At 62.1% G+C, this 18,508-nt stretch carries 22 protein-coding genes and 1 pseudogene; 16 read left to right on the top strand and 7 right to left on the bottom strand.

Annotation, left to right across the window (positions count from 1 at the left end):
- The first annotated feature begins 7 nt into the window (after positions 1 to 7).
- From E0E00_RS03205 to E0E00_RS03195, 3 genes are all read left to right on the top strand, one after another.
- Positions 8 to 271: a type II toxin-antitoxin system Phd/YefM family antitoxin gene (locus E0E00_RS03205; RefSeq protein ID WP_130811148.1), complete on the top strand. Its 264-nt coding sequence runs from the start codon at positions 8 to 10 to the stop codon at positions 269 to 271.
- Positions 255 to 587 (top strand): type II toxin-antitoxin system RelE/ParE family toxin, encoded by a 333-nt coding sequence (locus E0E00_RS03200; RefSeq protein ID WP_130811147.1) that lies wholly within the window; start codon positions 255 to 257, stop codon positions 585 to 587. The genes E0E00_RS03205 and E0E00_RS03200 overlap by 17 nt, the downstream gene beginning before the upstream one ends.
- A 109-nt stretch (positions 588 to 696) precedes the next feature.
- Entirely contained in the window at positions 697 to 1,827 is a 1,131-nt protein-coding gene (locus tag E0E00_RS03195) for an ATP-binding protein (RefSeq protein WP_130811146.1), read from the top strand.
- Here the strand turns inward: E0E00_RS03195 and E0E00_RS03190 are convergent, their stop codons facing one another.
- From E0E00_RS03190 to E0E00_RS03175, 5 genes and pseudogenes are all read right to left on the bottom strand, one after another.
- Complete coding sequence (locus E0E00_RS03190) at positions 1,828 to 2,490, bottom strand: LysR family transcriptional regulator substrate-binding protein (protein WP_242622154.1); 663 nt, start codon at positions 2,488 to 2,490, stop codon at positions 1,828 to 1,830. It abuts the gene before it with no gap.
- A 52-nt stretch (positions 2,491 to 2,542) separates the two neighbouring features.
- Positions 2,543 to 2,713, bottom strand: a pseudogene (locus E0E00_RS15305) (LysR family transcriptional regulator); the annotation flags it as partial.
- Positions 2,714 to 2,780: 67 nt separating this feature from the next.
- Entirely contained in the window at positions 2,781 to 4,169 is a 1,389-nt protein-coding gene (locus E0E00_RS03185; RefSeq protein WP_130811145.1) for an RNA-binding domain-containing protein, read from the bottom strand.
- 205 nt (positions 4,170 to 4,374) lie between these two features.
- A complete protein-coding gene (locus E0E00_RS03180) occupies positions 4,375 to 4,998 on the bottom strand; it encodes a hypothetical protein (RefSeq protein ID WP_130811144.1) in 624 nt (207 codons plus the stop codon).
- An 82-nt stretch (positions 4,999 to 5,080) separates the two neighbouring features.
- Positions 5,081 to 5,827: a hypothetical protein gene (locus E0E00_RS03175; RefSeq protein WP_130811143.1), complete on the bottom strand. Its 747-nt coding sequence runs from the start codon at positions 5,825 to 5,827 to the stop codon at positions 5,081 to 5,083.
- A 247-nt stretch (positions 5,828 to 6,074) separates the two neighbouring features.
- Between E0E00_RS03175 and E0E00_RS03170 the strand changes: the two genes are divergently transcribed.
- The 6 genes from E0E00_RS03170 (at position 6,075) to E0E00_RS03145 (ending at position 9,449) form a co-directional block, all read left to right on the top strand.
- Positions 6,075 to 6,584, top strand: coding sequence for a flavodoxin (locus E0E00_RS03170; protein ID WP_130811142.1), 510 nt, complete (start codon positions 6,075 to 6,077; stop codon positions 6,582 to 6,584).
- 87 nt (positions 6,585 to 6,671) lie between these two features.
- Positions 6,672 to 7,337 carry a carboxymuconolactone decarboxylase family protein gene (locus tag E0E00_RS03165; protein WP_242622109.1) on the top strand — a complete coding sequence of 222 codons (666 nt, stop codon included), beginning with the start codon at positions 6,672 to 6,674 and terminating at the stop codon, positions 7,335 to 7,337.
- A complete protein-coding gene (locus E0E00_RS03160) occupies positions 7,330 to 8,037 on the top strand; it encodes a hypothetical protein (RefSeq protein ID WP_130811141.1) in 708 nt (235 codons plus the stop codon). The genes E0E00_RS03165 and E0E00_RS03160 overlap by 8 nt, the downstream gene beginning before the upstream one ends.
- Positions 8,038 to 8,104: 67 nt before the next feature.
- Positions 8,105 to 8,773 carry a flavodoxin gene (locus tag E0E00_RS03155; protein WP_130811140.1) on the top strand — a complete coding sequence of 223 codons (669 nt, stop codon included), beginning with the start codon at positions 8,105 to 8,107 and terminating at the stop codon, positions 8,771 to 8,773.
- A gap of 102 nt (positions 8,774 to 8,875) precedes the next feature.
- Complete coding sequence (locus E0E00_RS03150; protein ID WP_130811139.1) at positions 8,876 to 9,148, top strand: type II toxin-antitoxin system RelB/DinJ family antitoxin; 273 nt, start codon at positions 8,876 to 8,878, stop codon at positions 9,146 to 9,148.
- Between the two features lie 4 nt (positions 9,149 to 9,152).
- Positions 9,153 to 9,449, top strand: coding sequence for a type II toxin-antitoxin system YafQ family toxin (locus E0E00_RS03145; protein WP_130811138.1), 297 nt, complete (start codon positions 9,153 to 9,155; stop codon positions 9,447 to 9,449).
- Positions 9,450 to 9,517: 68 nt separating this feature from the next.
- Here the strand turns inward: E0E00_RS03145 and E0E00_RS03140 are convergent, their stop codons facing one another.
- Positions 9,518 to 10,354 (bottom strand): LysR family transcriptional regulator, encoded by an 837-nt coding sequence (locus E0E00_RS03140; RefSeq protein ID WP_130811137.1) that lies wholly within the window; start codon positions 10,352 to 10,354, stop codon positions 9,518 to 9,520.
- A gap of 153 nt (positions 10,355 to 10,507) precedes the next feature.
- Between E0E00_RS03140 and E0E00_RS03135 the strand changes: the two genes are divergently transcribed.
- From E0E00_RS03135 to E0E00_RS03115, 5 genes are all read left to right on the top strand, one after another.
- Entirely contained in the window at positions 10,508 to 11,881 is a 1,374-nt protein-coding gene (locus tag E0E00_RS03135) for an MFS transporter (RefSeq protein ID WP_165443530.1), read from the top strand.
- 32 nt (positions 11,882 to 11,913) lie between these two features.
- Positions 11,914 to 13,074 (top strand): iron-containing alcohol dehydrogenase, encoded by a 1,161-nt coding sequence (locus E0E00_RS03130; RefSeq protein WP_130811135.1) that lies wholly within the window; start codon positions 11,914 to 11,916, stop codon positions 13,072 to 13,074.
- A 24-nt stretch (positions 13,075 to 13,098) separates the two neighbouring features.
- Complete coding sequence (locus tag E0E00_RS03125; RefSeq protein ID WP_130811134.1) at positions 13,099 to 14,112, top strand: alpha/beta hydrolase; 1,014 nt, start codon at positions 13,099 to 13,101, stop codon at positions 14,110 to 14,112.
- A gap of 158 nt (positions 14,113 to 14,270) precedes the next feature.
- Positions 14,271 to 15,185, top strand: a complete 915-nt coding sequence (locus tag E0E00_RS03120; RefSeq protein ID WP_165443529.1) for an alpha/beta hydrolase — start codon at positions 14,271 to 14,273, stop codon at positions 15,183 to 15,185.
- Between the two features lie 142 nt (positions 15,186 to 15,327).
- On the top strand, positions 15,328 to 16,155 hold the full coding sequence (locus tag E0E00_RS03115) for an SDR family NAD(P)-dependent oxidoreductase (protein WP_130811132.1): 828 nt from the start codon (positions 15,328 to 15,330) through the stop codon (positions 16,153 to 16,155).
- Between the two features lie 59 nt (positions 16,156 to 16,214).
- Here the strand turns inward: E0E00_RS03115 and E0E00_RS03110 are convergent, their stop codons facing one another.
- Entirely contained in the window at positions 16,215 to 16,793 is a 579-nt protein-coding gene (locus tag E0E00_RS03110; RefSeq protein WP_130811131.1) for a TMEM175 family protein, read from the bottom strand.
- 249 nt (positions 16,794 to 17,042) lie between these two features.
- Between E0E00_RS03110 and E0E00_RS03105 the strand changes: the two genes are divergently transcribed.
- Both E0E00_RS03105 and E0E00_RS03100 read left to right on the top strand, forming a co-directional pair.
- The gene (locus E0E00_RS03105) at positions 17,043 to 17,495 is read left to right on the top strand and encodes a flavodoxin family protein (RefSeq protein WP_130811130.1); all 453 of its coding nucleotides are present in this window, start codon (positions 17,043 to 17,045) and stop codon (positions 17,493 to 17,495) included.
- 36 nt (positions 17,496 to 17,531) lie between these two features.
- Complete coding sequence (locus tag E0E00_RS03100; protein WP_207302628.1) at positions 17,532 to 18,458, top strand: prolyl oligopeptidase family serine peptidase; 927 nt, start codon at positions 17,532 to 17,534, stop codon at positions 18,456 to 18,458.
- The last annotated feature ends 50 nt before the right edge of the window (positions 18,459 to 18,508 follow it).

The following is an 18,508-nucleotide window of genomic DNA, read 5'->3' as shown; positions in this document are numbered from 1 at the left end:
GGTGCTCATGAACATCCGTCCCATCTCTGACCTGCGCAATCATTACTCAGACGTCGAGAAGGACGTCGAGGAGCATGGTCCCGTCTTTCTCACGAAGAATGGCTATGGTTCGATGGTGGTCATGTCAATCGACCAGTTTGACCGGATCAACGGATCGGTCGATGCTGCTCTCGACGAGGCCGATGTGCAGGCTTCGACGACGTCGCTGCGCTATACGCATGAGGAGGTCTTCGGCTCGATTCGGGAGGGGCTTAATGCCAAGCGCGCCTGACGGGGTCGACAAGAGCTACGAGCTGAGATACCTGCCCCTTTTCTGGGATGACCTCAACTCGGCTGTTACGTACATCGCGACCCAATTGAAAAACCCAGCAGCTGCGGAGAACCTGTTGGACCAGACTGAACGGGCGATTTTGGAGCATGCCAAGCGACCTGCCTTCGGAACCGTGTATCGTCGGTCGGACGGGAGGCAGGCCTATTACTGGTTCCCAGTCGGGAACTATATGGTGTTTTACGTAGTCGAAGGCAACGCGATGGAGGTTCGCCGCTTCCTCCTCGGCAGCAGGGACCTCACCAGGATGTCACTTTGAGGCCCCGGGAATAGTCTTGTCTGAAGCTCCAAGAGTTTCTACAATTTCTATTTTTTCTAAAATTTCTACATCCTCTATAATTTCTACTGTCGAGTATAGAGGAGGAGCCATGCCGAGCCAGCAAAGACTTGTCAATCCGTTCAAGCCCACGGCGGGCATGACGCCTCCGGTGCTCATTGGCCGCGAGGTCGTGATCGATGATTTCATGGATGGCTTGGACGAGGGCCCAGGTGCACCTGGCCGCCTGATGCGAATCACGGGACCGCGCGGATCGGGAAAGACCGTTCTTCTCACCCAGCTGGGTGACATTGCCAACGACCGTGGTTGGACGGTGGTGAACGTCTCGGGTAGGGAGCCGCTCTGCGCCTCGATTCAGGAGCAGCTTGCCCATGACGCACGCATTAGGTCACTCGACATAAAGATCTCGCTGCCCATCGTTTCGGCTGAGGCGCATTTGGGCGGGGCAGCCGAGGAGCTGTTGTTCCGGGAAGTGCTGTCCCGTGCGACGCGCTCGCTTACAAATCACGGCTCGGGCTTGCTGATAACCGTGGATGAGGTGCAGGATGCCTCTCACGACGAGATGGCCACCATAGCCACGAGCGTTCAGTACATGATTCGCGAGCAGCAGGACATCGGCCTGCTGTTTGCGGGCATCACTACGGGGGCACTCGACCTCCTGAACGGCGAGGGGATCACGTTCCTGCGTCGTGCAAAGGCGGAGGAGCTCGCCAGCATCCCGACGGATGAGGTCGCCCAGGCGCTCAGAAAGACAATCGAGGTGTCGGGCCTGCGAATTGGCGACGGCGCGCTGTCCTACGCAGCCGCGCAGTCGCATGGCTATGCGTATCTGATTCAGCTTGTTGGCTACTATGTCTGGCGAGAAGGACGTCGACATGCGCAAGACTCCGTCACCATCACGCTGGCGGATGCCAAACGTGGCTCGGAGGTTGCGCTCCAAGAGTTTGGTTCTTCGGTTCTGGAGACAGCCATATCTGGGCTGACGAAGCCCTCCGTGGACTACCTGCTGGCCATGACCGAGGACGAAGGAGCATCGTCTACGTCCGAGATTGCCCAACGTATGGGCATGCCGGCATCAAGCGCCAACACGTATCGTAGGATTCTGATCGAGCGGCAGATCATTGAGAGTACCGCGCCGGGATTCGTCGCGTTTTCCATCCCGTTCATGCGCGAGTACCTGCTGCAGCACCGTGCTGACATCCTTGCTCGTTACGGGGCGTAATCACTGCTCGAGCGTGGCCCGCAGCTGTTCCAGAAACGCCTCGCACGCGGGCGAGAAGATCCTGTGCCGCTTCCACGCAACGACGGACCCAGTGGTGAGCTGCGGCTCCAGCGGCAAGAAGCGCAGCGCGCTCGTCTGCAGCCCCAGCAGGTGGTTGATGCCCAGGGCGCACACGCCGCCGGTCTCGACCAGAAGTGACGCGTTGCCTATGAGGCCGAAGGTGCCTACCACGTTCAGGCGTCCGGACGTCACGAGGCCACCCGACCACGCCGCGAGGTCGAAGGACCGGTGCGTTGTGCGCGAGCTCACGAGCAGCGGCATCTGCACCAGGGTCTGCGGCGTCACGATGTCCAACCTTGTCCAGGGGCTTCGCGTCCCCACGATGACGTCCACGGTGTCGCGCGCGGGCAACTCCAGGTGGTCGTACTTCCGCACGTCCACGGGCTCGATCATCAGCGCGAAGTCCACGAGGCCGCGCTCCAGGCGCTCCTCCACGGCGTCGGCGTTGCCGGTGTAGAGCTGGCAGGTCACGCGGGGGTGGTTGCGGCGCAGTTCGGCAAAGGCGTCGGTCAGCACGCGCATGGCTTGGGTCTCGCCCGCGCCGATGCGGACGAGGCCCGCGACCTCCCGCTTGGTGCCCATCTCGTCCTCGGTCTGCTGCACCAAGCTGCAGGATCTCCTCGGCGCGCTGGCGCAGGCGCATCCCGTTCGCAGTCAGCATAGTCGCACGGTTTGTGCGCATGAAGAGGGTGCAGCCCAGCTCGCGCTCGAGGTCTGTCATCTGGCGCGACAGCGTGGGCTGCGTCACGTGCAGGACGTTGGCGGCCTCGGTCATGTTCTGCTCCCGCGCGACGTCGAGGAAGTACTTCAGGGTTCGTAGCTCCATGGTTGCGCCTCACAACGATTGGTGACGGGCAAAGCGGCTCTGCAGGCTTCGACGAGAGTGGCTAATGTTACTTACGAGCCTTGCGGTAACGGCGGTCCCTCGTCGAGCCGGTTGCCTCGAGCCTGCCCTCATTGGCAAGGGCGTTCAGATGCGAACTGGCTGTTCTCGGCGTAACGCCTGCCCGCTCCGCCACGTCGCGTACGGTCGTCTCGGCATCGTTTGCAACGAGTTCCATGATGATGTCGTTCACGCCAATCCTCGTGTTGGTCTCCCTTGCGGGTCGATTGTGCGGGTCTCTAGGTATCCAGGCGCGAAACACGTCGCCGTCCTCAAGTAAGGGGTCTCCGCCAAGGAACGGCTTCGAGTATCTGTAGAGATTTTTCGTCCCGCTGCCAAGCTCCTCGGCAAGGCCGACCTGTGCGAAGACGGACGCAATAAGAGGATTCTTGGAGACGGGGCTGAAGTCGTCCAGTCGTATCCGACCTTGGAAGAAGGTCCGGCTTGCGTTGCGAGTTCTTATGCCGTCTCGACTGATCTCAAGCTGGGCGGCGGTTGGGCTGGAGTACTCACGGTGGATGAGCATGTTCGAGACCAGCTCCCGGCATACGATGCTCCGAACGCTTACTCGAACATCCCCTTCCAGATGGAACGGGTCGGGAAGGTATTGCTCGCAAAAGGTCATGAGTTGCTTGTACGCGTCAATCAGATTAGTGGAAGTAGACAGCCTGTCATCATAGCGATCGGTGTTCTCTACGCGCAGCAGCGCGTCAGTTCGATAGGAGGGCGCGATGGAGCGAATGACGTCATCGGGACCAAAGAGGAGGCCTGCGGCCAATGTGAGCCCCTTCTCGCCGGTCGCGTAGTTGCGTTGCCAGAGTCCGGCACTCCGTAGGAGCTCTGAGTCCGAGAGCTCTCCCCAAGGATGTCCTGGCCGACGAAGGATTGCCATGTTGCGAGCCTGGGCGATGAGTGTGGGGTCCAAGTCTTCTATGGAAAGATAGGGATACACCCGACGTTCGGAGCTCACTCCGCCTTTTCGCAGGTAGAGCTGGGTTAGTTGACCTCCCCCGCGTATTGCCACATCGGCATCGGCTACCCGGTCGTAGACGGTGCCCTTATAGCTGTGGACGTCGGGGCTCATGGGAACCCACACTCGGACGACGGCCTTTCCCTGGCACCTTACGGCTTCGGTCTCGACCGTTACGATAGGCGAGAAAAGCTTGGGATTACATACGACATTGGCAATGTTGCGCTGAACGGAAAGGGTGCTTGCCTCGGGTATGCCGAGCACTTCTCCATCGTCGGCAACACCCAGATAGATGTTGCCTCCCATATGGTTCGCGAAGGAGCAGATTGTCTCGAACGTGTCGTTTTCCGGCCTTCCTCCGCAACGCTTCAATTCGCACGTTGCTGACTCACCGGAACTGATTCTCTCGATTAGGGTCTTTTCATCCATCGGATCCCCTTTCGCGAAACATTTTAGGAAACTATAGCAGCATTTTCCTGAAATACTTCTCAAAACAATGCGTCAAAGCTTGAGCGTCGCCAGCCCCTGACCATTCTCGCTTGGATATCGAGCGAGATATCTCGTGTCTGGCATGTAGGACATGCATTCCAAACTCGCGTACAGGGGGTGGTACCGCTTTTCCGTACCGTTCTCGCTAGGCTGCAAGGGTTAGGCTTTGCCTGTATGCCAAGGGGCCCATCGAGCCCAGCGAGCGCCTGATCCTCTTTGTGTCGTGCCACCCTATGTAGCCATCGATCCTCTTCCCGAGCCCCCCCAGGCTGACGCCCTCCCAGTCCCTCCCGCAGGACATCCCGTTCTTCATGGTGCCGAGGAGGCCCCCCATGCGGGAGTTGTCGGGAGGGCTGCCCTTCCTCGACATCGAGCGGATGACTCCCGCCTCCTCGCAGATCGATATCCACCCGGGCCACCGGTGGTGGCATCCGCAGCCGCCGTGGACGACGAGGTGGGCCCTCTCACCGGGCTTGGTAAGCCTGATGGCTGCTTCCGGCGTCGAGTTGGCCATCTCGGCGTCCGGCGAGGTCGACGTCGCCCAGCTCACGATGGAGCCGCCGGAGCAGTCCGGGACAGGGGAGAGGCAGGGCTTGCCGGCGGGGACCGAGAGCTGCGTCACGTCCGCGGGCCACAGGAAGCTGGGAAGCCCCGCCGCAAGGTCCTGCCTGACCTTGTCGCCCGGATGTTCCGTGACCTCGCCCGCGCAGGGGCTGCAGCGCCGCCTTGGCTTCGTCCTGCCCCGGGCCTCGAGCCCCTCCCCGGCCATGATGCGGGCGATCCTGCGCCCCCCGATGGCCTCGCCCCCCGCCTCGGGCCCGTCGTGGATGCGGCGCCTTCCGCAGGTGCCGTCATTGGCGTCGAGGACCCCCGAGATCCTCCTGCGGGCCCCCCTCGCCCCTGTCGGGGGCGCGGGGCGCCCCCTGCTGGCACTGGTAGCCTGGCCGGGCCATCCCGGGCGCCGAGGGAGGCTCGCACGGCCCCCGTTTGGGGCGCGGGGACCCGATCAGCAGGGTCTTCTCCCCGTTCGCGGGCTCGCTTGCCGGGTCGGCGCCCGCCCCCTTCCCCAGGACCTCGAGGGCACCCTCCATGATGTCGCGCCTGAGCCCGGGCCCCTCGAGCTCGGCCTCGGGCTCGGCCTTCCTGGCCTCGAGGGCGGCGGTGCCCGCCTGGGTCGCAGGCGACCTTCCCCGCGTCCGCGCAGGCTTGCTGGGGCGGCCTTCGGACATCGGGGGCTCCTCCTCAAGCAGCCCGCGCCTCCACTTGCAGAGCGCGGATCTCGTACATCCTACCAGGTCGGCGACCTCCTGGGCGGACGATGCCCGAGATGCCGGGGCCCTGGCGGCAGCGGCCTTCTCGGACGCGTCGAACACCCTGGGCCGCGTCGCCCCTCTCTCGCCGGGCGCGTACCCGTCGATCCGCTCGGCGAGCCTCGCCGTGCACTTGGGGTATCCAAGCCCGCGCCTGGCGGAGGCGTTGCGCCTCCCATGGGTGAGGCAGTGCCTGGCCGCGGCCCCCTTCTGCTCCAGCGTGCATTGCCCGAGGCTGCGGTCCGCGAGCCTTCCTCCGTTCTCCTGCCACTCCCTGTGCCAGCTCACCAGCTGTGCGCGGCTGGGACATCCGAGCTCCCGTATGGTTGCCGTGGCCTTGAGGCCGTACTTGATGTAGGGCTCGACCGCCCTTGTCCTCTGCCCAAGGGAGCACGCGCCATCCTCCAGACGTCATCGTCTGGTACGGATTTCCGGTACCACCCCCACATAGGCATTTCACATTGCGCGACGTAGACACTACCGTTGTAGGCGAGGAGCCGCGGCAAAGGATACTGCGGGCGTGATGGAGGTGCCCATGGGACGGGTTCTGGTTCTGTACTACAGCTGGTCGAACGGTAACACGGAGTGCGTGCCGCAGGAGCTGGCCGACGCCTGTGGCGCCGACGTCGAGCGCATCGAGACAGTCGATCCCTATCCCAAGGACTACGACGGTACGGTGAACCAGGCAAAGCGCGAGGTGGAGGCGGGCTTCGAGCCCGAGCTTGAGCCCCTGGCGCACGACTCGGCCGACTATGACGTGATTGCGGTGGGCACGCCCACCTGGTGGTACAGTATGGCACCTGCCGTCCGTACGCTCCTGCACGCGCGGGACTGGCGCGACAAGGTCGTCGTGCCCTTCTCGACCTGCGACGGCTGGGAGGGCACCGCGCTGGATGACATGTCGGGGCTGGCAGAGGGCGCACGGGTGGCCGAGTCGCTCGCGGTGACGTTTGGATCCGATGGCGGCTCGCGCATGGCGACGGACCCTCGCAAGGTTACGGACTGGGCTGGCCGCGTGGCCACCTTGGCAAAGGAGAGGAACTAAGATGAAGCAGACCGCAGGCAGGGACGTGCTCGGAGAGTTCGCCCCCATGTTCGCGCACCTCAACGACGACGTGCTCTTTGGCGAGGTGTGGGACCAGGAGGCCATCTCCACCAAGACCAAGGCATCGTCACCATCGTGGCGCTCATCTCGCAGGGCATCGCCGACAGCTCGCTGCGCCACCATATGGAGAACGCGCGCAAAAACGGCGTCACGCGCGAAGAGGCGGCGGCCATCATCACGCATGCCACCATGTATAGCGGCTGGCCCAAGGGCTGGGCGGCCTTCCGCCTCGCCAAGGAGGTCTGGACGGACGACGAGGAGCCTGCGGGCGAGAAGGGCGTGCGCATTGCCGAACCGTCTGGCCTCTCCAAGGAGTTTCCCAAGGGCGTGCCCAACGACGCCTACGCCCAGTACTTTGTGGGCAACAGCTGGGTGGCCCCGCTGGGTGACCCGCAGCTGGGTGCCACCAACGTCACCTTCGAGCCGGGCTGCCGCAACAACTGGCACATCCACCACAAGGGCGGCCAGGTGCTCATCTGCATCGCCGGCCGCGGTTGGTACCAGGAGTGGGGCAAGCCCGCGCAGGAACTCAGGCCCGGTGACGTCGTGAGCATCCAGCCCGAGGTCAAGCACTGGCATGGTGCCGCGGCCGACTCGTGGTTCCAGCACATCGCGTTGGCCGTGCCCGCCGAGGGTGCCAGCGCCGAGTGGCTGGAGCCCGTTGACGCCCAGGCGTACGAGCAGCTTGGCTAGCATCATGCGGAGGGAGCTGCGCCGCGGCCTCAAGGTCCTGGTAGACGTGGCCATGATCTTGGATCTGGCACTCCTCGTGGCACGCTCGCTCACGGGGAGCGCCCTCCACGAGTGGCTGGGCATCGGCTTCTTTGCGCTTGCCGTCGCGCACAACCTTCTCAACCGCACCTGGTGGAAGACGCTTGGCAGGGGACGGTGGACGCCGCTGAGGGCCGTGGTCATCGTCCCCATCGTATTGCTCGTGGTTGTCTGTGTGGCGCTGCTGCTCACGGTCGGTCCGCTCACGACGGCGCTGCCCCTGCGCCTGCCGAGCCCCCTGGGCCTGTGGCAGTCGCGTTCCGTCCACGCGGGGCTTGCGTGCTGGATGTACGTGCTGGCCCAGCTCCACGTGGGAACGCATTGCGGTCGCGGCGTGTGGGCCTGGTGGAGAAGGGCGCGGCCCCTGGCACGCACGATCGCGCTTGTGGGGTGCGCCGTTCTTCTCGCCCTGGGGTCCTACGACTTTGTGGTCATGGGATTTCCCGTACACCTTGCGTTTGCCTACGGGTTTGCGGGCGTCGCCGTTGACGCGCCCGTCGCGTACGGGGTGCTCGAGGTGCTGCTGGCGGGCTTCCCGTTTGTGGCCCTCGGCGCGCTGGCACGCGTGTTGTCATGGGGCAGCGTGAGACAAAGGGACAGTCCCTTTGTCTCATTACGCTAGTTCGTGCGCTATCAGGTTGCGGCGCCCGCTCGGGTGCCGGCGCCGCGTGAGGGAAATGGAGAGAGGTATGAAGAACCAGATTGGCATCACCCGCAGGGATTTTGTCACGGGCACGCTCGCGCTTGTTGCCGGGCTGGGCCTCTCGGCGTGCGCAAGCGGCGGTTCCACCCAGACGGGCGACGGTTCCGGCTCCCCACAGTCCGCGGCTGACGACTCCGGATCCAGCCGCGGGGCAGAGGGGCACGGAGGCTCCCACAAGGTCCTGGTGGCGTACTTCTCCGCGCAGGGGCACACCAAGCGGGTCGCGGAACGCATCGCCAAGGACATGGATGGCGACACGTTCGAGGTCGTTCCTGAGCAGGCATACAGCGACGACGACCTCGACTACAACGACGACAACAGCCGCGTCTCGAAGGAGTACCAGGACACGAGCCTGCGGGACATCCCGCTGAGCGCGACGGCTCCTGACAGCTGGGCCGACTACGACGTGGTCTTCGTGGGATACCCCATCTGGTGGTATGACTACGCGTGGCCCATCAGACACTTCGCGAGCGACAACGACTTTGCGAGCAAGACCGTGATTCCGTTCTGCACCTCGGTCTCCTCGGGTATAGGCGGCTCCGGAAAGAACCTCGCGGCGGTTGCGGGATCTGGTGACTGGCAGGCGGGTCAGCGCTTCGGCGAGGATGCGAGCAACGGCGATATCGACAGCTGGGTGAAGGAGCTCGACCTGTAGGGGGTCAACGAGACTGTTTGACTTACTGATGGCCGTTCATCATAGATTGACAGAGCATTCGTAAGACAATACAATAATAATGTCTTACGAATGGAGGATGCTATGGCTTCGGTTACGGTGCGTGTGGACGAGAAGACCAAGGAGCAGGCAACCGAGATCGTAGAGGACTTCGGCTTCGATCTCTCCTCGGTCACCAGGGCGTTCTATCGGCAGATTGTTCGTGAGCGTCGCATCCCGCTGAATCTGTCTCATGAGACCCCCAATGACGAGACCGCCGCGGCGCTCAAGGAGGGCGCAGACATCATGGCAAGGGGCGGTAACGCCAGTTCGTTCTCAACTGGGCGGGACCTTCTCGATGCTGCCTACAAGGCGTGAGACAATGGGTAGGCTCAAAGCCCAGTACAGCCTTGCCTTTGCGCGTGACGTGAAGCGACTGCGTAAGAAGCACGTAGATGACAGTCCGCTCGCCGCGGTTATCGACCTCATCATAGAGAACACACCCGAGGCCCTTGAGGAGCTTCGTCGGAGGCATCGTATGCACGACCTAGTCGGCAGGTGGGCTGGCAGCAGCGAATGTCATGTCGCAAAAGCAGGGGATTGGCTGCTTATCTGGACTTCGGATGATGAAATCGCTCTGATGGAGCGCACGGGAAGTCATGACGAGCTGTTCCCGTAAAACGGGGGAGACGTGTTCGAATTGATGCGCGGCGAGAAGGAAACGTTCTTCTCGCCGCGCTTTTTGTCTCATCCAAACAGGTCGAGCACGCGACGCACCTGCTCGCTCGAGTCGTTCAAGCACGCAGCAAAGTACGTTGCGCTGGCACCCGTGCCCCAGATGGGGATTCGCACGCGTCCCGTTGACGGGTGAGAGAACGCAGAGGCGTCTGTCACAAAGTTAAGCAGGTCGGACGAGGCAACCAGCTGTGTGAAGACCTGTGGGTCCTGCTGCACGATGATCTGCGAATCGGGCAGGTTGTCGCGCACGATGCCCATCCAAAAACCTATGGATTCCAGTACGAGAAACGGCCGCCCATTGATGTCCTCCCAGGTCACGTGGTCACGACCTGCGAGCTCGTCGTCTGCCGGCGCTTCCACCGAGAGTGCCTCGGTCATCAGCTGGCGCGATGTCATGTTTGGCAGGGCGAGCGGGCGAATCAGGATCGCCAGGTCCACGCTGCGGTCGAGCAGCGCTCTCTCGAGGTCCTGCTCGCCCAGGTACTCCGTCGAGAAGATCGTGCCAGGGTGGGCCGTCACGGTTCGCTCGGTGAGGAGCCACATGGGTGCCGGCGCTACGGTGCCCAGACGGATGGTGCGCTTGCGCTTCGCGTGCTCGTCGAGGTCGCCGCGCATCACGTCCACGTCTGCGAGCACCTTGCGCGCGCTGTCCAAGGCGATGGCCCCAGCGTCGTTGAGCGTTATTCGGTTGCGCGCGTGCTCGAAGAGCTCCTGACCGAGTTCCGTCTCCAGGGCGTGCATGTTCCTGCTGATAGAGGGTTGCGAGATGTGCAGGCGCTCGGCCGCCTTGGACATGGTGCCACAGTCCACGATTGCCACAAGCTGGCGAAGCTGCTCCAGTTCCATGAGACCCTTCTTAACTATTCGCAGATGTAATAGTGACAGCTAGTTTAAGCATTGTACTTCCATTTTAGCAATCCGTAAATTGTATAGATAGAAATACGGATGCATCGGACGGGCACGAGTGACGCCCAATGCGGCAGGCTAGGAGGGAACTACATGTCAGACGGACAGAAAAGGGGATTCGGGGCAGTCCTTCCCATAGTGCTCCTGGGGTACTTCCTCATCCTCATGGACAACTCGGTCGTGTTCACGAGCAGCCTCAGCATTGCGCTGGAGCTGGGTATGGACAGCGTCGCCGTCTCGTGGGTGAGTACGGCATACGCACTCACGTTTGGCGGGTTTCTGCTGCTGGGCGGAAGGCTCGGCGATATCCTCGGTCGACGCAGGATCTTTCTGGCAGGTCTGGTGGTCTTTACGGTCGCATCGTTCCTTGTTGGTGCTGCGACGAGCGGAAGCATGTTGGTTGCCATGCGCGCTATCCAGGGCATGGGGTCGTCCATGCTGGCACCGTCTACCCTCGCCCTTCTCATTGACAACTACGAGGGCGAGATGCGCACGCGTTCCATTGCGGCATATGGCACCGTGGCGGGAATCGGCAGCAGCGTGGGCATGGTTCTCAGTGGGTTCATCACCGCATACGCGTCCTGGCGCTACGCCTTCTATATCGACGTGCCGGTGGGCGTCCTGCTGATCGTCCTCACGCTTCGCTTCATCCGCTCCAAGAACGGCTCCGACAGTGCCGATGTCGACTGGGTGGGTGCCATCCTCTCCGTTATCGGGTTCGCTGGGTTGATCTACGGGATTGATGGCCGCGTTGGGCGTGAGATCTCAATGGCAATCGCCGTCGTCACCCTGGCTGCCCTCGTGCTTCGCGAGAGGCGTGCCCAGGTGCCCCTCATGCCGCTGGGCCTCTTTGCCAACCTCGGCCGTAGCGCCGCGTACGTGGGGCGCTTCCTCATGATGGGTGCCAGCATGTCGTACTTCTTCCTCATGCCCACGGCACTGCAGCAGGTATATGGCTTCACTCCGCTCATGGCGGCGATTGGCTTTCTGCCGCTCACGGTCACGCAGTTCTTCTCGTCCCTCACGGTCCCTGCGCTCACCAGTAGGCTCTCCAACGCGCGCGTCCTCATCATGGGAAGCGTCATAGATGCCCTTGGCCTGCTCCTGGGCTGGCGCATGGGCGTCACCGCTGGCTATCTGCTGGGAGTTGCCATCTCGATGGTCCTCATCGGCATGGGGCAGGCGCTCATCGTGAGCCCGCTCACTGTGGCAGGCGTCGCGGGAGCGAGTGAGGACATCCCCGGTGCCGCTTCGGGTGTGGTGAACGTGTTTCACCAGGTTGGTGCCGCTATCGGTCTGGCTGCCGTCTCCACGGCCGTTGCGGGAATGGACGAGGCTGCCTCGATTGACGCAGCCCAGGGCATGATGCTGGCCCTCATCGTCCTCACCGGCATCTGTGGTGTGCTCGTGCTCGTGAGCGAGTCGTGCGGCAAGAGGCTTGCAGCTGCGGCATGCCCTAGCAAGTAGAGAAAAGCAAAGCATCCATAGAGGGGATCACAATGGAATCTTTCGTGTACGACTATCCGGTTAAGAACTACTTTGGCAACGGTGCGACATGGCGTGCGCTTGACGCCGAACTCCCCAACATGGGCGAGAGGGTCATGCTTGCCTACGGTGGTGGCTCCATCAAGCGCAGCGGCTTGTACGACAAGCTTGTCTCGAAGCTCAAGGCAGCCGGCAAGACAGTCGTAGGGTTTGGTGGCATCATGAGCAACCCCACCTACGAGAAGGTCCAGGAGGGGGCGCGCCTTGCCCGCGAGGAGGGCATCGACTTCATCATCGCCGCGGGTGGCGGCTCGGTGTTCGATTGCTGCAAGGTCGTCTCCGCCCAGGCAAACCTCGACGTCGACATTGACAGCCTTGAGCACGGGCAGGGCGGGGCTCCCACCGAGTTCATCCCTATGGCCTGCATCGTTACGGTCTTTGGCACAGGCGCTGAGCAGAACGACGGCGCCGTGATCACCAACGAGGAGACGCACGTGAAGGCCCCCTTCCTCGGGGCGCTTCCCAAGTGGGCGGCGCTCGATCCCGAGCTCACCCTCACGGTCCCCGAGGAACAGCTCATGAGCGGTGCGTTTGACACCCTGAGCCATTGCATGGAGACGTACTTTGGAACCCCGCGCGTGAACGATGTGTCCGATGATTTGAACGTCGCGGTCCAGCGAAATGTGATTGGCAACATGCGGTGCCTCCTCGATGACCCTGCAGACATGGATGTCCGCTCAGAGTTCGAGTACGACTCGGCGATGGCCGAGAACGGCGTGCTCAAGATCGGCAAGGTCACCGACTTCCAGTGCCACATGATCCAACACCAGTATGGTGCCTATACGCACACCAACCATGGCATGGGTCTCGCGGTCATCCATCCGCACCTGTACCGCCATCTCGCGCCTGCAGCCCCCGAGCAGTTTGCACGCTGGGCACGCGACGTGTGGGATGTCGAGGCGGGCGAGACCGACTTGGAGACCGCCAACCGGGGCATCGACGCGTTGGCGGCGTTTATCAAGGAGATGGGACTGCCCACGACGTTCGCCGAGCTGGGCGGTGACGCCTCCGATCAGACGCTGAGTTCGGTTGCGGACTCCACGGTGCTCACGAAGGGCTGCGCAAAGAAGCTGACGAGCGACGAGCTCTTCGAGATCCTGACCGAGTGCCGCTAATCCTCGTCTGATGTGGGGGGTCGCATGGGCAATCTTTCAAGAAAGCAAGTCCTGGCCCTACTGGGCGGCGCCCTGACGTCGCTTGCCTTCGCAGGGCTTTCGGGGTGCTCGGGAGGCGAGCCAGGGGTGGCGGAGAGCAGTGGCACAGAGGCCGGGACCCCCTCGGGCGGATTCCCCTATACGGTGGACACTCCAATAGACAATGTGCGCAGCGATGCCACCTTTGGCAGCTGGGGCAGGCTTCTGTTTCCCGTGGACGAGGGCTTCATGAGCGGCAATACCTTGGGAGCCTTGAATCTTACCTGGTACAGCTGCATCGATCCCAGCAAGACGGTCGAGATCTGCAACTATCTGCATGACCAGGCGGCGTCGGGCGCCCAGGTGTTCTACGACATCTATTCGGATGACGAGAAGGCCGCCAACCCTGGCAAGAGTGACACGGGGCTCTTCTTCTTTCAGGGCGAGAAAGACGCGCCCTTCGCCATCTGGAACGCTGGCGGCGGCTTTGCCTACGTGGCCGCCATGCACGACAGCTTCCCCCATGCGCTGGAGCTCTCCAAGCGAGGATACAACGCGTTCGCTGTTGTCTATCGGCCCGGCGCGCAGACGGCATGCGAGGACCTCTCGCGTGCCGTCTCGTTTGTCTTCGATCATGCCGAGGAGCTTGGCGTCTCCACCGATGGGTACCTGCTTGGTGGCGGCTCCGCCGGTGCACGCATGTCTGCCTGGGTGGGCGGCTACGGAACCGCAGCTTTTGGCGAGCCGGGCCATCCTCAGCAGATTGCCGTTGTAACACAGTACACGGGTCTCTCCGAGTGGCAGGAGTCTGACCCCGCGACCTTTGCGAATGTTGGTACCTCAGACCCCATTGCCAACTGGCGCGTCATGCAGGAGCGCACTGACGAGATGTCCTCGGCAGGCATTCCCACCGAGCTCCACGTGTACCAGGGGCTTAGGCATGGCTTTGGGTTGGGAACAGGCACGGAGGCTGAGGGTTGGATTGACCAGGCGGTCGCATTTTGGGAGGCGCAGAGATGAGAGTACCGGGGTCAGCAATTGCAGCTATTCTCGTCCTTGTACTGACGGGCTGCTCGACAGCACAAGAGCAGCCTCCGGGCACGACGGCTTCCGACAGTGCGGGACAGGATGTTCTCTCGGCATCGAGGCTGGATGAGAGCGCAGTAGGGGAGGATTACGTGCCTACAAGTCCGAGCGTTACGGCATATACGCCGTCTGAACAAGAGGTTCGTGCCTTTGAGTCAATCCCAGAGTCGTACTTCACGCAGCACATTACCCCCGATATATCGCTTGCGGCTGGAACCGTGGCGAACCCCCAGCGTATCGACCCGACGAGCTCACAGGTCTTCTACCTGTGGGAAGAGGGGAATACCCCTGGTGGGGAGAGGCCCCTGGGAGCGGATGGGGATGGCTTCCGCGCTGCGTTGACCACGGTACCCGTTCCGGAGGGCACGCAGATCCGTGGGGCGGTACTCTTGGAGGCTGGTGGCGCCTTCATGTTCCGTGGTGCCCTTGGTGATGCCTACCCAACCGCGGAGGAGCTCTCCAAGCGGGGCTACCAGTGCTTTGTTGTGGACTATCGCCTCAACCGCGACCTTGGGGCCATTGACCTTGCAAGGGCGGTGCGCTTCGTGGAGAGCCACTGGCAGGACTATGGCCTTCCCAAGCGAGGTTCCGTCGCCGTCATGGGATTCTCTGCCGGAGGCATTGCGGCCGGCCAGATGCTCCTGGATTGGGACGGAACGACGAGCCCCCAGGCATACGACGCGGACTACGTGCCCGACGAGCTCGACTCCGTCTCCGCGGACGTGGCGGCGGACGGGATGATCTACTCCTTCTACGGGCGGCTCTCCGTTGCGAGCAAGGACGCGGGCCAACTCCGCGCTGGCAACCTGCCTCCCACCTATTTTGTGTACGGCTCGCGTGACCCCTTCGTGCACGAGTTCGAGGCGAACGTACAGACTCTGGAGAGCGCGGGCGTGAGCGTCCAAGGAGTAGCGCTCCGCGGGTGGCCGCACGGTTTTGGCGCAGTGGGCGGCTGGGTCGACGGATATGACGCATTTCTCCAGAGTTCCTTTGAGAGCGCGAGGTAGAGTGATGCGTGGGCAGGACTGAGTTCCTGGTGGGCGACGGCTGTCTGCCTCACGTGGATTTTCGGGCGCTCTGGTTCGCCTGTTGATGGGCAGCAAGCACGCTCGCAAGCAAAGGCTGAACATGGAGAGGGGCTAATAAGACATGAAAACGTGGCTCATTACGGGTGCATCGACTGGCCTTGGCCGTGGAATCGCGGAGGCAGCTCTGGCACATGGGGACCGTGCTGTCATAACGGCAAGAGACCCCCGGAAGCTGTTTGACCTGAGAAATGCGTATGGCGACAGGGTGCTTCCCCTCTCGCTTGAGGTGACCGATCAACGCCAGCGGCACGAAGCGGTTGCTCGGACGGTAGATGCCTTCGGCGGGATTGATGTTCTGGTGAACAATGCGGGCAGAGGCCACTTTGGCGCCGTGGAGGACAGCATGGAGGAAGACGTCCGCCTGCTCTTCGAGACGAACTTCTTTGGTCCCGTGGGAATGATTCGCGAGGCCCTTCCCTACATGAGACAGGCGGGAACAGGTCTGATCGTGAACACGTCATCCATAGGTGTCATGTTCGAGAATGGCACGGGCAACGCCTACTATACCGCGTCGAAGGCCGCCTTGGAAATGCTGAGCAACGTGCTTGGCAACGAGGTTGCTCCCTTGGGCCTACGCGTGATGATCCTGGAGCCCGGGGCATTCCGGACAGAGTTTAGGGTCTCGGCCATTCAGCATGCCGACTCCCAGATTGCTGACTACGCAGATACCGCCGGCGCCTCTCGCAAGTACCTCAACGACAACCCCCATAACCAGCCGGGGGACCCAGCCAAGGCAGGCGAGGCGGTATATCTCGCCGCGAGCCTTGGGGAACCGCCTCACGTGCTGGTCCTTGGCAAGGGAATGATCGATGCCGCATCCAAGACGCTCGATGGGCGAAAGGCCGAGATTGCCCGATGGCGCGACATCAGCGAAAGCACGGACTACTAGGGCGCGTGTTTGCTACCGCTCCGGGGAGGAGCCATGAGTGAAGGTCCTTGCAAGGCTCCCTAGGCTGGCTGGCGCGAGCTTCTCCAGCGCATCACGTAAAAATACGCAGCCGCGATGAGCACGTCCACCATGGTGGCGGGTGACCAGACGAGAAGCGACACCAGGAGCGCGCTCACCTTGATGGCGATATCTGGTCCCAAGACCTTCCTGTACCAACGCGAGGCCCCCACGAGCTCCGCGACGTCTGCGTTGGGAGCCTCGAGCGTCCGGTGCAGCATCCAGTTCGCGCCGGTCATCAGGAGGACCACAAGACCATAGCCGCACTGTACGATGCGACTCTCGAAGTAGTAGCTCACGAGGTCGGTGGTATAGGGAATCAGCGACGCGAGGAACAGCAGGATGAGCGTCCACATGACCGTGGCGTTGTCTATGCGCTTGACGTTGTCCCATACCTCGTTGAGGCTCATCCAGAGCGATCCCAGCCAGAAGAACGAGAGTGCGTAGGACAGATAGCTGTTCCTCAGCGCCCAGAATGCGGAGAGGGTCGGCTCATCCGGCCGTTCCAGTGCGAGTACGAGGATGGTCATGATGATTGCGAGAATCGCGTCGGTGAACGCGACGAGGCGCTCCTTTTTCATAGGTCCCCCAATGCTGCCGAGAGGGTTGTGCTCCTGGTGGCTGTCCCTGTCGAGCTATACGGAGTAAACACTAGACGGTACAAAGTGTATTGGTAATTACGAGCAATAACTGTAATTATTAAAGATACTTGTATGCATTTTATTAATACAAACTTCTGACCTTGGCATTGTACTTGGGTGTGGGATGCCCTTAGCCTTGAAGGCGTCCAAAAAGATGGCGCCTGCGCGCCAAGGGAAGGGAAGTACGAAATGAGCGAGGTCCTGTTTGTGAACGCAAGCCCCAACCACGATGGCAATACCGCAGCGCTCGCAAAGGCGCTTGCCTCGGGAACCGACTACGAACAGCTCGATCTTGTGGACTACAAGATTTACGCATACGGGCAGCACTTTGATGACGACCAGTTCGACGAGGTGCTCCAGAAGATCAAAGACGCGGACGTTGTGATCATGGGGTCACCGGTCTATTGGCACAACATCTGCGGCCTGCTTCGCAACCTGCTTGACCGCTGCTATGGCCCCGTCGAGTCGGGTGGCCTCTCGGGCAGGAAGCTCTACTTCGTCTTCCAGGGTGCGGCACCCGAGAAGTGGATGCTCGACGCCGGTGAGTACACGATGAGTCGCTTTGCTGGACTCTACGGCATGTCGTGGGGCGGCATGGCGACGACGCTTGCACAGGCAAAGCGCCTGGGCCAAGGCATCTAGCTCCCAACGTATGCACATTAGGCTGGGGTGATCATTGTGACTAGGGCAGCTGTGGACCGACGGGACTTCCTTCTCTCCCTTTGTGGCTTGGGCGTCGCAGCGATGCTCTCGGGCTGCTCGCAGGGGACGTCTGATGCCGGTGACGGGAGCGCTGCCGCGGCGGGTGCGAGTGGGGAGGCATCGGCTCCTACTCCCTCGGATGCCTCGTCTCAGCCGGATTCCACCGCTGATGCGGTTTTCGTTGCCGGTAGCGTGGTCGACCGCGGCTTCGTGGTGGATAACGCGCTCGAGGTCGGTGGACGTACGCTGCACTTCAGCCTCCACGTCCCTGACTCCTACGACGGGGGCACGCCGTTCTCGCTCTACGTGTCATGTCCCGGTTGGGAGGGACTCTACTTCCAAGGGGTTGGTGCCAACCTCGTGGAGGACTATCCCTTTGTCGCGAACGACTACATCCCAAGCATGATTGTCGTGTCTCCGCAGCTCGACGATTGGGGTAAGCAGTCGGCACGTGACGTCATTGCGCTCACGGAGTGGCTTCTCTCTGCGTACAACATCGATAGGGAGCGCGTGTATCTCTCTGGAAACTCCGGCGGGGGAGAGACCGCCTCGCTTGTGATGGGCGAGAGGCCCACTCTGTTCCGCAGGGTGCTCCACACCATATCCCAATGGGACGGAGATGTGGATGTGCTCGCAGATGCCCGCGTTCCTGTGTACATGGCCATCGGCGAGCATGACGACTATTACGGGTCTTCCCCGGACCGTGATGCCTATCAGCGCATATGCGAGGCATACCGCGAGAGGGGACTGTCTGACGATGAGGTTTCCAACCTGGTGACCCTCGACGTCAAGCCGGACTCCTACTTCACCGACAGGGGCAGGGCGGCAGGCGCCAGCCAGCATGCGGGTGGTGGGATGCTCTTCCCCCACGACGAGCAGATCATGGGGTGGCTCTTCTCGTAATCTTGAGTTTCTGCTATGCATTCATCGCATACAAAGCGTTCGAACTAGGC

This window comes from Olsenella sp. Marseille-P4559 (assembly GCF_900605015.1).
In the GTDB taxonomy this organism is placed as follows: domain Bacteria; phylum Actinomycetota; class Coriobacteriia; order Coriobacteriales; family Atopobiaceae; genus Tractidigestivibacter.
Note: the sequence above shows the minus strand (reverse complement) of the source record. Positions and strands in the feature narration are given on the sequence as shown.

Coding starts and splice junctions, on each gene's coding strand:
- E0E00_RS03140 (WP_130811137.1), bottom strand. CDS start 10,354: ATGGAACTGGAGCAGCTTCGCCAGCTTGTGGCAATCGTGGACTGTGGC.
- E0E00_RS03180 (WP_130811144.1), bottom strand. CDS start 4,998: ATGGCCGGGGAGGGGCTCGAGGCCCGGGGCAGGACGAAGCCAAGGCGG.
- E0E00_RS03155 (WP_130811140.1), top strand. CDS start 8,105: ATGAAGAACCAGATTGGCATCACCCGCAGGGATTTTGTCACGGGCACG.
- E0E00_RS03110 (WP_130811131.1), bottom strand. CDS start 16,793: ATGAAAAAGGAGCGCCTCGTCGCGTTCACCGACGCGATTCTCGCAATC.
- E0E00_RS03150 (WP_130811139.1), top strand. CDS start 8,876: ATGGCTTCGGTTACGGTGCGTGTGGACGAGAAGACCAAGGAGCAGGCA.
- E0E00_RS03195 (WP_130811146.1), top strand. CDS start 697: ATGCCGAGCCAGCAAAGACTTGTCAATCCGTTCAAGCCCACGGCGGGC.
- E0E00_RS03115 (WP_130811132.1), top strand. CDS start 15,328: ATGAAAACGTGGCTCATTACGGGTGCATCGACTGGCCTTGGCCGTGGA.
- E0E00_RS03125 (WP_130811134.1), top strand. CDS start 13,099: ATGGGCAATCTTTCAAGAAAGCAAGTCCTGGCCCTACTGGGCGGCGCC.
- E0E00_RS03105 (WP_130811130.1), top strand. CDS start 17,043: ATGAGCGAGGTCCTGTTTGTGAACGCAAGCCCCAACCACGATGGCAAT.
- E0E00_RS03130 (WP_130811135.1), top strand. CDS start 11,914: ATGGAATCTTTCGTGTACGACTATCCGGTTAAGAACTACTTTGGCAAC.
- E0E00_RS03170 (WP_130811142.1), top strand. CDS start 6,075: ATGGGACGGGTTCTGGTTCTGTACTACAGCTGGTCGAACGGTAACACG.
- E0E00_RS03185 (WP_130811145.1), bottom strand. CDS start 4,169: ATGGATGAAAAGACCCTAATCGAGAGAATCAGTTCCGGTGAGTCAGCA.
- E0E00_RS03205 (WP_130811148.1), top strand. CDS start 8: ATGAACATCCGTCCCATCTCTGACCTGCGCAATCATTACTCAGACGTC.
- E0E00_RS03200 (WP_130811147.1), top strand. CDS start 255: ATGCCAAGCGCGCCTGACGGGGTCGACAAGAGCTACGAGCTGAGATAC.
- E0E00_RS03135 (WP_165443530.1), top strand. CDS start 10,508: ATGTCAGACGGACAGAAAAGGGGATTCGGGGCAGTCCTTCCCATAGTG.
- E0E00_RS03145 (WP_130811138.1), top strand. CDS start 9,153: ATGGGTAGGCTCAAAGCCCAGTACAGCCTTGCCTTTGCGCGTGACGTG.